The organism is Chitinophaga sp. YIM B06452 (assembly GCF_039655965.1).
Classification (GTDB): domain Bacteria; phylum Bacteroidota; class Bacteroidia; order Chitinophagales; family Chitinophagaceae; genus Chitinophaga.
Genome location: NZ_JAWLKY010000008.1, coordinates 22,523 through 37,720 on the forward strand (window position 1 = coordinate 22,523; position 15,198 = coordinate 37,720).

At 55.4% G+C, this 15,198-nt stretch carries 10 protein-coding genes; 2 read left to right on the plus strand and 8 right to left on the minus strand.

What is annotated here, in order from left to right; all coding sequences use genetic code 11:
• The first annotated feature begins 23 nt into the window (after nt 1-23).
• Nucleotides 24-2,399: an ABC transporter permease gene (locus tag R3I13_RS25425; RefSeq protein WP_346320809.1), complete on the plus strand. Its 2,376-nt coding sequence runs from the start codon at nt 24-26 to the stop codon at nt 2,397-2,399.
• A gap of 84 nt (nt 2,400-2,483) precedes the next feature.
• On the opposite strand, the gene R3I13_RS25430 is transcribed toward R3I13_RS25425, so the two are convergent.
• Together R3I13_RS25430 and pyrR are read right to left on the minus strand one after the other, a co-directional pair.
• Nucleotides 2,484-3,419 (minus strand): aspartate carbamoyltransferase catalytic subunit, encoded by a 936-nt coding sequence (locus R3I13_RS25430; RefSeq protein ID WP_346320810.1) that lies wholly within the window; start codon nt 3,417-3,419, stop codon nt 2,484-2,486.
• Nucleotides 3,420-3,430: 11 nt separating this feature from the next.
• Entirely contained in the window at nt 3,431-3,961 is a 531-nt protein-coding gene (gene pyrR / locus R3I13_RS25435; RefSeq protein WP_346320811.1) for a bifunctional pyr operon transcriptional regulator/uracil phosphoribosyltransferase PyrR, read from the minus strand.
• A gap of 70 nt (nt 3,962-4,031) precedes the next feature.
• Between pyrR and R3I13_RS25440 the strand changes: the two genes are divergently transcribed.
• Nucleotides 4,032-4,550, plus strand: a complete 519-nt coding sequence (locus R3I13_RS25440; protein ID WP_346320812.1) for a peroxiredoxin — start codon at nt 4,032-4,034, stop codon at nt 4,548-4,550.
• A gap of 107 nt (nt 4,551-4,657) precedes the next feature.
• Here the strand turns inward: R3I13_RS25440 and R3I13_RS25445 are convergent, their stop codons facing one another.
• The 6 genes from R3I13_RS25445 to prfB form a co-directional block, all read right to left on the minus strand.
• Nucleotides 4,658-6,445: a RagB/SusD family nutrient uptake outer membrane protein gene (locus R3I13_RS25445; RefSeq protein WP_346320813.1), complete on the minus strand. Its 1,788-nt coding sequence runs from the start codon at nt 6,443-6,445 to the stop codon at nt 4,658-4,660.
• Between the two features lie 13 nt (nt 6,446-6,458).
• On the minus strand, nt 6,459-9,962 hold the full coding sequence (locus R3I13_RS25450; protein WP_346320814.1) for a TonB-dependent receptor: 3,504 nt from the start codon (nt 9,960-9,962) through the stop codon (nt 6,459-6,461).
• A 223-nt stretch (nt 9,963-10,185) separates the two neighbouring features.
• The gene (locus R3I13_RS25455) at nt 10,186-11,331 is read right to left on the minus strand and encodes a FecR domain-containing protein (RefSeq protein WP_346320815.1); all 1,146 of its coding nucleotides are present in this window, start codon (nt 11,329-11,331) and stop codon (nt 10,186-10,188) included.
• Nucleotides 11,332-11,575: 244 nt separating this feature from the next.
• Nucleotides 11,576-12,181 (minus strand): RNA polymerase sigma-70 factor, encoded by a 606-nt coding sequence (locus tag R3I13_RS25460; RefSeq protein WP_346320816.1) that lies wholly within the window; start codon nt 12,179-12,181, stop codon nt 11,576-11,578.
• 236 nt (nt 12,182-12,417) lie between these two features.
• A complete protein-coding gene (pruA, locus tag R3I13_RS25465) occupies nt 12,418-14,049 on the minus strand; it encodes an L-glutamate gamma-semialdehyde dehydrogenase (RefSeq protein ID WP_346320817.1) in 1,632 nt (543 codons plus the stop codon).
• A 48-nt stretch (nt 14,050-14,097) separates the two neighbouring features.
• Nucleotides 14,098-15,193, minus strand: a protein-coding gene (gene prfB / locus R3I13_RS25470) for a peptide chain release factor 2 (protein ID WP_346320818.1) whose coding sequence is annotated in 2 segments (ribosomal slippage) — nt 14,098-15,132 and nt 15,134-15,193 — 1,095 coding nt in all. Because the reading frame shifts where the segments join, the coding sequence is not laid out codon by codon here.
• Nucleotides 15,194-15,198: the final 5 nt, after the last annotated feature.

Below are 15,198 nucleotides of genomic sequence, written 5' to 3' on the forward strand. Positions count from 1 at the left end.
AGCAAAGCACCTAAATTACCGGCATGATCCGCAACTATCTTTTGCTTGCCTACCGCAACATTGTAAGGCACAAATTATTTACCGCTATCAACCTCATCGGGCTGGCTATGAGCATGAGTCTTTGTATGATGGTGATATTGCATGTGGCGGATAGTCTTTCCTACGACCGTTTTCACCCGCACCCCGACCGCACTTACCGGCTGCTCACGGAGCTGCGCAACCCTGAAGGCAAAGCGTTCCTGCTGGCCAGCTCCCCGCTGCCGCTGAAAGACGCCATGCTGGGCGACAGTGCCCTGGTGGCGGATGCGGTGAGCCTCTACCCTGCCCTGAAAGGCAATGCCCGCATCGGCGACCGCTCGCTGCCGCTGTACGGCGCTTTCACCACGCCGTCGTTTTTCAACATGTTCGGCTTCAGGCTGGCCAAAGGCAATGAAAGCACGGCGCTGGCGCAGCCTGGCGGCATTATCCTTTCGCATGAGGCCGCGCAGCGTTATTTCGGCACGGCAGACCCTATGGGCAAAACGCTGGAAATAGAGTCGCTGGGAGCTTTCCAGGTAACCGGCGTGCTGGAACCGCAAACGCAAAAATCGCATATCTCCTTCGATGCATACGCGCCCGCAGCGTCTGTGGCGCAGCTGGAGAAGAACAAGCTGCTGCCGGAGAAGATACAGTCATGGAATACTTACGCAGACGCCTACACGTACGTGCTATTGCAACCCGGCGCCGGTAAAAAACAGCTGCAGGCTTCGGCAGACCGCCTGGCCCGTACGCTTTACAACGATCCCAAACAGGGCACGATCTCCTTCCCTGTGCAGCCTTTCAGCCACATCACGCCCAGCTGGGAAGAGACCTATAACAACATCGGCGGCGGCCAGAGCTGGGGCAAGGTGCTCGCGGAGATCGGGTTGGGACTGATCATTTTGATATCCGCCTGTTTCAACTATACCAACCTTTCCATTGCCCGCTCCCTGTCCAGGGCCAAAGAAGTAGGCATCCGCAAAGTGGCCGGGGCCTCGCGCTGGCAGGTATTCGGGCAGTATATCATGGAAGCGGTAATGATCACTTTCCTGGCGCTGGTGCTGGGGTATTTCGGGCAGATCATTTCCCGCCATTATAATCTTTTTAATGCCAATACAGGTGAAGTGAACGAACTGACGCAATGGAGGATACTCGTGTCTTTCGGCGTATTCAGCCTGTTCACCGGCCTGCTTGCCGGCACCTTGCCGGCCTGGATATTATCCGCTTTTAATCCCGCGGAAGTGCTGAAGCGCCTTCCCTCCCACCGCGTGTTCGGGAAAATGGGATTGCGCCGGAGCCTGCTGGTGTTCCAGCTTGCGCTGTCGCTTATCATCACCGTGTTCCTTTTCGCTTTTTACCGCCAGTTCTCCCATATGGCCGCGGCCAACCGGGGTTACCAGGCGGATAACGTGCTCACCATAAGCCTGCAGGGCAATCCTGACAATTTGCTGCGCCAGGAGATTGCCTCCCTGAGCGGTGTTCAGGCCGTAGCCGCGGCCTCGTACGATTTTAAGAAATACCTCGGCGGCCATTTGTCCATAAAAAGCGCGCTGTCTAAAGAACCCGCTTCGATGGATTATTACGCTGCCGATGAGAATTTCGTCCCGGTGATGGGCCTGCGGCTGGTTGCGGGGCAGAACTTCCATGCGGGGCAAACCGGGCAGTTACTGATCAATGAAAAAGCGGCGCTCAGCCTGGGTTTCAAAGATGCTGCCAGCGCAGCGGGCCAGCAAGTGCAGGTGAGCGACACGGTTACCGCCACCATAGCCGGCGTGCTGAAAGATTTTAACTACCAGCATCTCGGCCAGCCCATCCGCCCCATGGCCATTGTGGCCAACGGCGGCGGCTATACGCTGTTGCAGGTAAAAACTGATCATACGGACCATGCGCAGTTCGGGCAGAAGGTGAAAGCGGCCTGGGCAAAATTATACCCCGGCCAGCCTTTCCAGGCGGAATGGCTGGCGGAAGAACTGTACCGCAATCAAAAGCAGGGAGACAGCGTGTCGTTCCTGGGTTATATTTCCATCATGACCGTGCTCATCGCCGTGATGGGGCTCCTGGCCATGGTAGTATATTCTACAGCTTTGCGCAAAAAAGAGATCGGCGTCCGGAAAGTGATGGGCGCCGATGTGAAAAGCCTGGTGCTGCTGCTTTCCCGCGGGTTCCTGAAACTGGTTATCATTGCGGGCTGCATTGCATTGCCGCTGGGTTGGCTGGCCAGCAATTTCTTCCTGGACAGTTTTCCTTACCGCATCCACTTCGGCCTGGGAAGTGTAATGATCTGCTTTGCCGCGGTGCTGGCGGTTTGCCTGCTGGCCATTGTTTCGCAAACCTGGCGGGCGGCCAATGCTGACCCTACGGATAGTTTGAGGAATGATTAACAGACAATTCTTTCACTGGTGACCCATAAAAAAATCCCGGCGTATTGCCGGGATTTTTGGTTTTTATGTTCATTCGTTTGTGTGCTATTCGTTCCTGCCCAGCAGGTACAGTACGGCCATGCGGGTGGCCACGCCGTTCTCCACCTGGTCCAGGATGATGCTCTGGCCTGAGTCTGCTACATCGGAACTGAGTTCCACGCCCCTGTTGATGGGGCCCGGGTGCATGATCACGATGTCTTTTTTGAGGCTGTCCAGCAATTTGCGGTTCACGCCGTATGCGAGAGAATATTCGCGGAGGGAGGAAAACAGGGGCATGTTCTGCCTTTCCAGCTGGATGCGCAGCACGTTGGCCACATCCGCCCATTCCAGGGCTTCGCGGATATTGTAGCTCACATTCACGTCCAGCGCCTGGGCAATGTGCTTGGGGATCAGCGTGGGCGGGCCTACTACAGTCACTTCCGCGCCCAGTTTCTTGAGGCAGTAGATGTTGGAGAGAGCCACGCGGGAATGCATGATGTCTCCACAGATGGCGATCTTCTTCCCTTCCACGCCGCCCAGCTTCTCGCGGATGGAGAATGCGTCCAGCAGGGCCTGGGTGGGGTGTTCGTTGATGCCGTCTCCTGCGTTCACGATCGGCACATTGATGTGCTTGCTGAGGAAGTGCGGAGCGCCCGTGGCGGAATGGCGCATTACCACCATATCCACTTTCATGGACAGGATGTTGTTCACCGTATCGATCAGGGTTTCGCCCTTGGATACCGAGCTGCCCGACGCGGAAAAGTTCACCACATCGGCTCCCAGCCGCTTTTCAGCCAGCTCAAAGGAAATGCGCGTGCGCGTGGAGTTCTCGAAAAATACGTTGACGATGGTAGTATCCCGGAGGGTGGGCACCTTCTTGATAGGACGTTGTAAAACTTCCTTGAATTGATCGGCGGTTTGAAAGATGAGCTCTATATCCTGACGCGTCAGATCGCGTATACCCAGCAGATGTTTAACAGACAGTGACATTCTAAGGTGCAAATATAAGAGGTTTAAGCAATCAACACAACTTCATCTTTACCATCCCTTTCTTTCCAAAGCACTTTTACGCGTTCTGTAATGATAGCGTCGATGGTGCGGCCTGTGTAATCTGGCTGTATAGGCAGCTCCCGGCTGAAACGCCGGTCTATCAGCACCAGCAGCTCCACCCTGGAAGGGCGCCCGAAGTCCAGCAGGGCGTCCATGGCCGAGCGGATGGTCCTTCCCGTGTACAGCACGTCGTCTATCAGTATCACACGCTTGTTATCTATGGAAAAATCGATATCGGTCTCATTAGGCACATGCAGGCTCTTGCCGGACTTGTAATCATCCCGGTAAAAGGTAATGTCTATTTTACCGTACGGGATGTCCGTGCCCGGGAGCAGCTGTTGCAGGTTATGATAGATCCTGTCCGACAGGTAAATACCCCGGGGCTGCAGGCCGACGATCACGGTATTGCTGAAGTCCAGGTGATTTTCTATCAGCTGGTGGCTTAATCTTTCAATGGTAATTGCTAATTGCCGGTCTGTGAGAATAGATTTCAAAACAAAGGGTATTTAAATAAAGGCCAAAAATAAGGATTAATGTAATTTTGAGCATATAATCATTGCAATCATGAAAATCCTCCAAACCATGCTTATCACCCTGGGGCTCTTCGGCCTGTTCTCCGATGCCAAATCACAGATCGCTACAGGCGCCACCGTACCGGATTTCTCGCTGCAGGACCAGGATGGGCAGACCTTCAAACTGTCTGACGCGCTGGCCAAAGGCCCGGTGGTGGTATATTTTTACCCGAAAGACGATACGCCGGGCTGCACCAAGGAAGCCTGCTCATTCCGTGATTCCTTCACCGAATTCCAGGACGCCGGCGTGCAGGTGGTAGGTATCAGTTCCGACGATGTGGCTTCCCACAAGCAATTCGCCGAGAAATACAAGCTCCCCTTCACCCTGCTGAGCGATACCAAAGGCGAAGTGCGCAAGCTTTTCGGCGTGCCCAAGACCATGATGATGCCCGGCCGTGTAACCTATGTGCTGGACAGCAAAGGCAAAGTGGTACACCAGTTCAATTCCATGACACAGGCCACGCAGCACGTGGAAGAAGCCATGGCAGCGATCAAGAAGCTGAAAGCATAAATTACAGGGATTCCCCGGCAGGCGTCTGCCGGGAATCCTTCCGTTTGCTTCAAAAATAAAAGGCTGTCCGGATGGACAACCTTTATTTCACAAATAACTGTACAAAATCAGTTCACCCAGTCCGGGTTTTGTTGCAGGTTGATGTTCATTTGCACCTCCTGCTCGGGTATGGCCCAGTTGTAGAGGTAATCGCCCGTCCAGAGGTAAGGAATATTCACGTTACCCCATATCTCTTTTACCCCGTTGCCCGGGTAGAATACGGTTTCTTTCCAGGTTTTCCAGCGCATTTCGTCGAAGAAGCTGATGCCTTCGTTCGGGAACTCCACTCTCCGTTCGTGGCGGATGCGGCGGCGCATATCTTCCTGCCCGGTGACGGTGGTGGCGGGTGAAGAATTCAGCAAACCTACGCCTGCCCTTGCTCTCACTTCATTCACCAGCGCGATGGCCTCGTCTGTTTTACCCTGTTCGTTCAGCGCTTCAGCCCACATCAGCAATACGTCCGCGAAGCGGATCAGCGGGAAGTCTGTAGGACCGGTAATGCGGTCCGGCAGTTCGGTGCTGCCGAGGTATACGAACTTGCGGTGCAGGTAGTAGAAGAACGTGCGCGTGTCCGTGGTAAGGTCCAGCGTGGGCAGGTTCTCGTTGCGGTGCGGCCAGCGGTAGGTGAACACGCGGTCCGCGCCCTCTATCGGGCGGCCCAGGTAAGTGGCATAGGGCGTGATCACGTTGGCCGTAAGGCGCGGGTCACGGCCGGCGTATACTTGTTTGATACGTTCTTCGTTGCCTGTGGGCAGGTAGGCGTCCATATTCACGCCCCTGTTCTTCGCAGCGGTGATCTCCGCGGCGGTAAGGTTGTTGCGGAAGAAATACACCTCGCGCTGTTTGGCGGGCATGGCGCTGTAACCCGGTATTACGGCATCCCAGTTAAAAGGGCTGCCATCCTGGTTTTCATACATATCCACCAGGTCGGGATGCACCATGAAAGAATTCCAGCAGGAGCCGAAGGAAGAGCGTGTGCCGGTGTAGAACTGCGTGGTGGAGCCGAAACCCGCCAGGTTTGTATGCTGGATGGAAAAGATCATTTCGTCGCACTGCTCATTGGCCGGGCGGAACAGGTCGTAATAATTGCCGAAAAGAGCATAGCCCGCTTCGCGCACTTTCTGGAAATCGGCCGCAGCCAGCGCCCATTTTTGCTGGTACATGTAGGCTTTGCCGCGCAGGGCATATGCTGCGCCTTTTGTAGCATGGCCGTTGGCGGCATTGCCCTTCGCGTATTTCAGCGGCAGCGCGGGTTCGCCGATGGCGTCCGTCAGGTCTTTTATCACCTGGTCCCACACTTCCTGCTCGGTAGAGCGGCCGCGGTTCATCTGGTCTACCGGCAGGGGCTCCAGGTAAATGGGCACGCCTTTCCAGAGCTGGTTCAACCGCATATAAAAATAGGCGCGCATGAATTTCATTTCTGCGATGTAACGGGCCTTTTTCTCTGCGGGCGAAGGGGATTTGACGGGAATGTTGGTAATGGCGTCGTTGGCGCGGTGTACGCCTTCATACAATTCTTTCCATACGTTGGAAAACATGCCATTGCCCGTGGTGGCGGTGCCTTGCAGCAGCGCGTCGCCGTCGCGGCCGATGCTGGTCACGAACCGGTCGTACATGTAAAGCTCGCGGCCGCTGGCCCCGCCGGTGGCGATCCCCAGGCGGAGCGCGTTATAAACTCCCGCTACGCCAAGGTCCGTCAGGTTGTCGGTGGTCCACATCGTGGAAGAGGCAATGTTGCCGGGAGGCACGGTGTCCAGCAGGTTGCTTTTGCAGCCGCCGAGGAAACTGGCGCCGCCTGCTATGGCCAGTGCCAGGAATGATTGCTGTATATATCTTTTGCGTGGTTGTTTGTTCATGATCGTCTCCGGATTAGAAGTTAACGTTTAAGCCCAGGGCAAACTGCTGCATGGTCGGGTATCCTACGTTCGGGCCCACCTCGGGATCCAGGCCCGGGAAGGCGGTGAAGGTGAGCAGGTTTTCGCCGGTGAAGTACAGGCGCGCTTTCGTGATCTTCAAACGGTCCGTCCAGTGTTTGGGGAAGGTGTACCCGATCTGCGCGTTCTTCAGTCTCACCCAGGCCGCATTGTCCATCCAGAAAGCATTTGCGGTGTTGTTGATGGCGTCGTTGTTCAGCTTCAGCCGCGGGAAAGTGCCGTTGATGTTGTTCGCAGGATCCGCCGCATTGTCTGGATTGTAATAGTAATGATCGTCTGCCATGCGCGTGCCTGCGGCGTTGCCGTTGCGGAGAATGGAGTTGTTGTACCCCTCCCCGTTCCAGTAGTATTGCATGCCCGCCATGCCGGCCCAGATCATGGACAGGTCGAAGCCCCTGTATTCCGCCGCGAGGTTGAGGCCGAAAATGAATTTCGGCTCTGTGCGGGCGTTGGTCAGGTATTGGTCGAATGCATTGCCGTAAACGCCGTCGCCATTCCTGTCTGCAAAAATGAAATCGCCGTAATAGAGTTGCGCCTTACCCACGGTGTTCACCGGCGAAAAGCTGTAACCCGCGGCTTTCATGGCATTCACCCAGGCGAGGTCTTCCGGTGTGCGGATCATCCCCGTTTGCGGGCCGCCATTGATGTTCACGCTGCCATCTGCATTGAAGTAGGAACCGTTGCCGGCATACAGGTCGCGGAGATAGTAGGAATTGATGCCATAACCTTCCACGATCCGCTCCAGGCCGCCGGATGATACGTCGCCAATGTTGCTGCTGTACACGTTATTCCCCGCGCTGTTCTTGCTCCAGCCTTCTTTCAGCGCGCCCTTGTATTTGTCCACCACGTTGTAATTGTACGCGAAGTTGGCGCCAACGGAGTAATTGAAATCGCCTTTATTGTCGCGCCAGTTGAGCGCCACCTCTATCCCGCGGTTCAGCACGGCGGCGGTGTTGCGCGTGGGGCCGGCCTGTGTGCCGGCAGTGAGGTAAATGGGCGGCACGGTAAGAATGCCGTCTGTATAGCGGCTGTAATAATCCATTTCAACGGATAGGCGGTGGTGCATCATGCTGAAATCAAGCCCCACATCGGTTTGCGTGGTCTCTTCCCAGCTCAGCGCGGCGTTGGCGTATTTGCTCTGCGCCAGGCCGATCACCGGCGAATTGTTGTAGGCATAGTTTACGCCGCCATAAGTGGCCATATAATCGTAATTGCCGATGTTGCTGTTGCCCAGCTTACCCCAGGATGCGCGAAGCTTCAGGTTCTGGAAAATGCTGGTCAGCCCTTTCAGGAAAGGCTCTTCTGAAAGCCGCCACCCTGCGGAAAAAGACGGGAATGTACCCCAGCGGTTATCTTCAGCGAAGCGGGAAACCCCGTCGTAGCGCAGGTTTGCTTCCAGCAGGTATTTCTCTTTATACCCGTAGTTTACGCGGCCAAAGTAAGAACGGTAGGCATAGTCGTACCCGCCGCCTGTAGTGGACACCATTTCCGTAGCGGAACTAAGCGTGGTCACAGACGCATCTATCAATCCCCTTTTCTGGGCGTTCACATCTTTGTAATGGTAGGCATATTCGTTGTAACCCACCAGCGCGCCGATGTTATGCATTTTATTGATCACGGTGCTGTAGCGCAGCACATGGTCGAAGGTGAGCTTGTTATTCTTGAAATAATCGAAGGTGGTGCCGAGCGTGTTGGGCAGGCCGGCGGGAACGATGATGGTGTTCTTCGCAAAATCCCAGCGGTCCAGCGGGATGCTGAAGCTGCTGCCGTCGAACTGGTTCATCTGGTAATTGATCTTGCTTTCCAGCTGCAGGCCTTTCCAGATATTGAGTTTGGCATACACGGTTGAGTTGAAGCGGGAAGTCTGTTCGTTGCCGCCATTGCCGTAAAGGTGCACCAGCAGGTTGTTCAGGCCGGCAGATTCGTCGGGAGACGACGGCGCCCCGAAACGCCCCTCGTACAAGGGATACAGGCCGGGCGTGGTTTGGCGGAGGAAATTGAAAGTATTGTCTGTATTCCCTTTCTGGCGGTCTTGCAGCGAACCGAAGGTTTGGGTGCCAAGGGTCAGGAAATCGGTGACCTTCACTTCCAGGTTGGCGCGCAGCTCGTACCGTTTGAGGCCGGTATTGTGCATCAGGCCGGGGTTGTTGAGGATGCGCGCGGATATGTTGTAATTCACGTATTCACTGCCGCCCAGGACGGAGAGGTTGTGGGTCTGCACAATGTTCTTCTCAAATATCTCGCTGCCCCAGTCTGTATTCGGGTAAGCCACGTAATTGGGAATGCCGTGCTCGTTCAGCGCATTGGGATTTTTATTGGCTTCCGTCCACAGGTCGATGCTGGCCTGGGAATACACGGGCGACTGCCCGAGGTTCCTGGCCGCTTCGTTGTAAAGGTTCATATGCCGCACGTAGTCGGATACGAACGTAGGCATGTTCGTGGGCTGGGTGATGGACAGCACGGAGGAATAGTTCAGCGAAGGTTTCCCCGTTTTGCCACGTTTGGTGGTGATGAGAATAACGCCGTTGGCCGCCAGCGAACCATAGATGGAGGCGGAAGCCGCGTCTTTGAGGATGGAGATGCTTTCCACGTCGTTCGGGTTCACGGCGTCCATGCTGCCGATGATGCCGTCTATCAACACCAGTGCATCGTTGTTGTTCAGCGTGCCCTGGCCGCGGATGCGGATGCTGGCGCCGTCGCTGCCGGGACGGCCGGAGCTCTGGCGTACGGCCACGCCGGGGGCAAGCCCTGCGAGCGATGAAGATACGTTGGTCACGGAGCGGTTCTCAATTTCTTTGCTGTTCACTGTAGCGACGGAACCGGTAAGATCCACTTTTTTTTGCGTGCCGTAACCTACTACCACCACTTCACCCAGATCCGATTCCGATTCGCTGAGGGTGATGCTCATCGCAGTGGGCCGCACGGGCGTTTCTATGGTCTCATAACCGATGTATTTGAGGATGAGTAATGCGGACGGGCTTTTCACCTTCAAGGAAAATTCGCCGTCTTCGTTGGTCACCGTGCCGTTGGACGTGCCTTTTTCGAGGATGCTGACGCCGGGAAGGCCTATGCCTTTTTTGTCCGCGACTTTTCCTTTAACGGTCAGCGAGCTGTCTGCCACGGCAGGCACGGGCGCTGGCAGTTCCACCCTGCGCATCACGGTAATAGTGCGGTTTTCGATGGAATAAGAAAGGGAGCGGTTCTTCAACACTTCGTTGAGCACCAGCTCCACGGGCGCTTTCTCCACGTCTATGGTCACCGGCGGCACATCTCTCAGGATGTTGGCGTCATAAAAAAAGCCATAGCCCGCCTGCTTTTCGATGGCTTTAAAGACCCTGGCCAGCGAGATCTTGCGGGCGGAAAGTGTAACGGTTTGCGAGTAGCTGCTGGCGCTTACATGCAGGGAACCGATCAGAATGAAGGCTGTTAATAACCTCATGGTCCTCCAGAATTTGGATGATAGGGACGTTGCGCCAAGGCAATGTTGGCGCAAAGCGGTTAAATTCATAACTTAGATTTGGGAATTTTAAAAATTGTTTACCATACAGTTTTTTTGCCCATTGCCGGGCCCGATGCCAGTCGGGTGCCGGTTTTTTATGGCGTCTTGATTTTGGCGACTCTTTAAGCGATACGTGAAATGTTTTAAGTGAACGATTTGGTTTCTATGGAATCAATGTCAGTTGTTTTCCTTCCAGCTTTGTATGTACGCCGCTCTTTTCCAGTATCCCCAACACCTGCACCAGCGTAAGGTCCCGCTGGATCTTTCCTTCAAACACCCTGTCAGGCACAGGCCCGGCGTATTTCACTTCCACGTCGTACCAGCGGGCCAGCTGCCGCATCACATCCGGCAACGCAGCCTGGTTGAACTGGAACCAGCCTTCTTTCCATGCCAGCACTTCGGCGGGGTCCGCATCGTTGCTGATAACAATGTTCCCGGACACGGCCTGCTGCGCCTGCTGCCCCGGGCGCAGTTCCTGTGCGGCGCCGTCTTGGGCGGAGACCTTTACTTTTCCTTCCAGCAAGGTGGTTTTGATCAGGCTTTCATCGTTGTAGGCGCTGATGTTGAAGCTGGTGCCCAGCACTTCCACGGTGCTTCGCCCGTCTGCCTCTACCCTGAAGGGTTTGAGGGCATCGGGCATTACTTCGAAATACACTTCCCCGGTGATCTCCACTTTCCGTGCTTCCCCTGTAAATGCCGTGGGATAGCGGATCGAAGAGGCCGCATTGAGCCAGACGCGCGTACCGTCAGGCAGGGTGATCCTGAACTGGCCGGCGCGCGGGGTGCTCAGTTTGTTCCAGACAGGCTGCCCTTCAGCGCCTTCGTAGCGCAGCTGGCCGCCGCTTTGACTGATGCGGGCACTCCCCTGCTGTATCACCTGGTTGCCCGCACTGTCCAGCGTTACGACGGAGCCGTCTGCCAGGGTGAGCGTGGCTTTCTTGCTCCCGGGAGCTATATCTGCAATGGATGAATGCGTGGATGGCGGCGGCGTGTTTACCGGCTTCGTCCTGAAATACCCGAGCGCTGCAATGCCCAATACCGCGGCTGCCGCGGCAGCAGGCCACCAGCGGCGGATGCGGCGCAATAAGGTTTGAGGCCGGGCGGTGATGTATTGGAATATGCCGTCGGCCTCCTGCGGGTTTATTTCCGCATCGGGCGTAAAGGTTGACCAGGTGCGTTCCAGCGCAGCCTGCAAACTTTCGTCGTGGCGGGCGTCTTCCAGCAGCTGTTGCAGCTCCTGCTGTTCTTCCGGGGTAGCTTCCCGGCTGAACCATTGCTGGAAAAGGTATTGCAGTCTCGATCCGGACATATGCTATTTGTGTTCCTCTTACTACGACAAATAATTCAAACAATAAGAGTAGCTGTGTTAAAAAATAATTTCCCGGTTAGTTCTTTGTCCCTGGTATTACGACAAATAACCCAGCTTCCGGGAGTAGCTGTTCAGAAAAAAAAATTTACAGGGGTGGATGAATGCCGCTGTGGCGGCATGCGGGAGGATTCGTAACAATTACTTCGATAAACGGGAATGAAGACGATCTGGATGAAAACGCGGTTCAATTTAACTGCAAACACACAGGCCCCATGGCAGCGATGACCAGGATAATGGCAGGATCCTGTCGGATAGCGCCTTTCAGCGCCTGTGTGGCCAGGCTCAGGTGTTTTTTTACGGTACCTTCGGAAATATGCAGCCTACGCGCAATGTCTTCTATGGCCAGCCCTTGCAGGCGGTTGAGCGTGAAAATGGTCTTCTGCTGCGGCGGCAGCTTGCCGATGGCTTTCTCCAGCTGGTCCTGCAGCGCTTTGTAACGCACCATCTGCTCCGTTTCATGCGAAGCGCCGGTTTCGCCGGCGTACAGGCTGCGGAGGATGTCGTTGCGGTAGGCGTTTTTTTTCACCAGGTTGAAGGCGTGATTCCGGGCCAGCGTAAAAACGTAGGCGTCGAAATTGCGGATACCGGGCAGCACGGAGCGTTCCGTCCATACTTTGAGGAACACGTCCTGCACAATGTCTTTCGCGGCCTCTGTGCTCCCGCTGAGGCGCAGCATGTAGGCGAACAGCTTATCCCGGTGCCCGTCAAAAAGGCAACGGAAGGCCGCTTCGCTGCCGGCGGCCACCTGCAGCAATACCTCCGCTTCTGAATACATTCCGCCTTTGTTCATGAATAAAGTTTAGCACCGGCTTTTGCCGCAACCGGTCAGTCAGGCTCTCTTCTTTTCGATACGGACGGTCCTGAAAAATGCATCCCTTGGCTGATTGCTTATCCTGGTACGTGTTGGGCCAAAAATATGTAAAAAAGGAAAACAGCGCGCATAAAAAAAGCCGCACCGGGAATCCGGCACGGCTGCGTATCTAGTTTCACATAATTCCGCCGTGGTGGCGGATATAACAATCTTGCTTATGCTTCTTTCAGGAAAGGATAACGGTAATCCGTAGGCGGCACCAGCGTTTCCTTCACGGTCCTGGCGCTCAGCCAGCGGTAAAGGTTCAGCTGGGAACCTGCTTTGTCGTTGGTACCGGATGCCCTTGCGCCGCCGAACGGCTGCTGGCCTACCACTGCGCCGGTGGGTTTATCGTTCAGGTAAAAGTTACCTGCGGCGTTCACCAGTTTTTTCGTAGCCAGGTCCAGCGCGTAGCGGTCCTGCGCCAGCACGGCGCCGGTGAGGGCGTATTCGCTGGTGCCGTCCACCAGTTCGAGGGTTTCTTCCCATTTCTCAGCATCGTAAGTGTAAACGGTGAGCACGGGGCCGAAAATTTCCTCGCACATGGTCCTGTATTTCGGATCGGTGGTTTCTATCACGGTCGGTTCAATGAAGTAACCTTCTGTTTTGCTGTAATTGCCGCCTGCGATGATCTTCGCATTCGGGTCTTTTTTCGCGTCTTCAATATAAGCGGCGATCTTATCGAAAGAACGTTCGTCGATCACGGCATTGATGAAGTTGGAAAAATCTTCCGTGGTGCCCATTTTCATGGTCTTCAGCTCGGCAGCCAGTTTCGATTTGATCTCTTCCGCGATATTGCTGGGCAGGTAGGCGCGGGAAGCGGCGGAGCATTTCTGGCCCTGGTATTCGAAAGCGCCGCGTGCCAGTGCGGTCACCACTGCATCCACGTTGGCGGATTTGTGGGCGATCACGAAATCTTTGCCGCCGGTTTCACCTACGATGCGCGGGTATGTTTTGTATTTCGCGATGTTGTTGCCGATGGTCTTCCACATGGTCTGGAACACGCCGGTGGAGCCGGTGAAGTGAATGCCGGCGAAATCGGGATGCGCAAAACAAACGTCGCCGATGGTGGGGCCGTCTGCATACACGAGGTTGATCACCCCGTCGGGCAGGCCGGCTTCGATGAGCACCTTCATGAAGAATGATGCGTGGTATACCTGTGTATTGGCGGGTTTCCAGATCACCACGTTGCCGCACATGGCGGCTGAAGTGGGCAGGTTGCCACCGATAGCGGAGAAGTTGAAAGGAGTTACGGCGAGCACGAAACCTTCCAGCGGGCGGTATTCCAGGCGGTTGTGCACGCCGGGGGAGCTAACCGGTTGCTGGCGGTAGATCTCGGTGAGGTAATGTACGTTGAAGCGCAGGAAGTCTATCAGTTCGCAGGCGCTGTCTATTTCAGCCTGGTAGGCGTTTTTGCTCTGGCCCAGCATGGTGGCGGCATTGGTATGCGCGCGGTATTTGGTGGCGAGCAGTTCGGCTGCTTTCAGGAACACGGCCGCGCGCTGTTCCCAGGGCGTGTCCGCCCATTGCTGGCGGGCAGCCAGTGCGGCGTTGATGGCATCTTTCACATGGCTGGCGTCTCCCGCGTGGAAGTGGCCCAGCTTGTGTTTGATCTCGTGCGGGGGGCGGATGTCCACCGTTTTGCCGGTGCGCACTTCCTTGCCGCCGATGTACATGGGTATGTCCAGCTCCGTGGCCTTGAAGGCGGCCAGCTGCTGTTTCAGTGCTGCTCTTTCCGGGGAACCCGGCGCAAAGCTCATTACAGGTTCGTTGTGAGGCGCTGCAAAGTCAAAATAAGCATTATGCATGGCTTGATTTTGTTGTTTCGGTTTATTAATTAATGGCCGGCTATCTTATCAGCCTTTCTCATCTTCTTTCTGCATCATCAGGTAAGCCTTGATAAACCCGTCCAGCTCTCCGTCCATGACAGGGCCTACGTTGCCTACTTCAAAGTCGGTACGGTGGTCCTTGATCATCTTGTACGGATGGAAAACGTAGGAACGGATCTGCGAGCCCCATTCAATCTTGCGCTTATTGGCGTTGGTGGCGTTCTTCAGCTCTTCCCTCCTGCGGATCTCCTCTTCATAGAGGCGCGATTTCAGCATGGTCAGCGCCTTCTCCCGGTTCTCGCCCTGGGTGCGGCTCTGCTGGCATTCAATGATAATGCCGGATGGAATGTGCTTCAAACGTACCGCGGTCTCCACCTTGTTCACGTTCTGCCCGCCTTTACCGCCGGAACGGTAGAATTCCCATTCCAGGTCAGCGGGGTTCACGGTCACTTCGATGGTATCGTCTACCAGCGGGTACACGAAAACGGAAGCAAAGGAAGTATGCCTGCGGGCATTGGAGTCGAACGGTGAAATACGCACCAGGCGGTGAACGCCGCTTTCGGCTTTGAGAAGGCCGTAGGCAAAGTCGCCGTCGAACTCCAGGGTAGCGGATTTGATCCCGGCCCCGTCGCCGTACTGCACGTCTATCTCGCTCACTTTCCAGCCCTGTTTTTCGCCGTACATGCGGTACATACGGAGCAGCATCTCAGCCCAGTCCTGGCTTTCGGTGCCGCCTGCGCCCGAGTTGATGGTCAGTACCGCGGGCATCTCGTCTTCCGGCTGGTTGAGCGTGCTCTTAAACTCCAGCTCGTCCAATGCCTTGAGGGCAACGTCGTATGCTGCGTTCACATCTTCTTCGGTGGCTTCGCCTTCTTTCTGGAATTCCTGCAGGGTGGCGCTGTCGTCTATAGCAGTGTGCACGTTGTCATACAGGTCTACCCAGAATTTGTGCACCTTGATCTCTTTCAGGATGGCAGTCGCGCGTTCGTTGTCGTCCCAGAACCCGGGCGCCAGCGTCATTTGCTTATCATTTTCTATTTTGTCTATGCGGTCCTGTACGTTAAAGAAAACCTCCCAGGACGTACAAGCGGTCCCTCATAGCTTTAAGTTGCTCTGCTGTCATAAGTC

Coding starts and splice junctions, on each gene's coding strand:
- R3I13_RS25445 (WP_346320813.1), bottom strand. CDS start 6,445: ATGAACAAACAACCACGCAAAAGATATATACAGCAATCATTCCTGGCA.
- R3I13_RS25425 (WP_346320809.1), top strand. CDS start 24: ATGATCCGCAACTATCTTTTGCTTGCCTACCGCAACATTGTAAGGCAC.
- pruA (WP_346320817.1), bottom strand. CDS start 14,049: ATGCATAATGCTTATTTTGACTTTGCAGCGCCTCACAACGAACCTGTA.
- R3I13_RS25440 (WP_346320812.1), top strand. CDS start 4,032: ATGAAAATCCTCCAAACCATGCTTATCACCCTGGGGCTCTTCGGCCTG.
- R3I13_RS25455 (WP_346320815.1), bottom strand. CDS start 11,331: ATGTCCGGATCGAGACTGCAATACCTTTTCCAGCAATGGTTCAGCCGG.
- R3I13_RS25460 (WP_346320816.1), bottom strand. CDS start 12,181: ATGAACAAAGGCGGAATGTATTCAGAAGCGGAGGTATTGCTGCAGGTG.
- R3I13_RS25450 (WP_346320814.1), bottom strand. CDS start 9,962: ATGAGGTTATTAACAGCCTTCATTCTGATCGGTTCCCTGCATGTAAGC.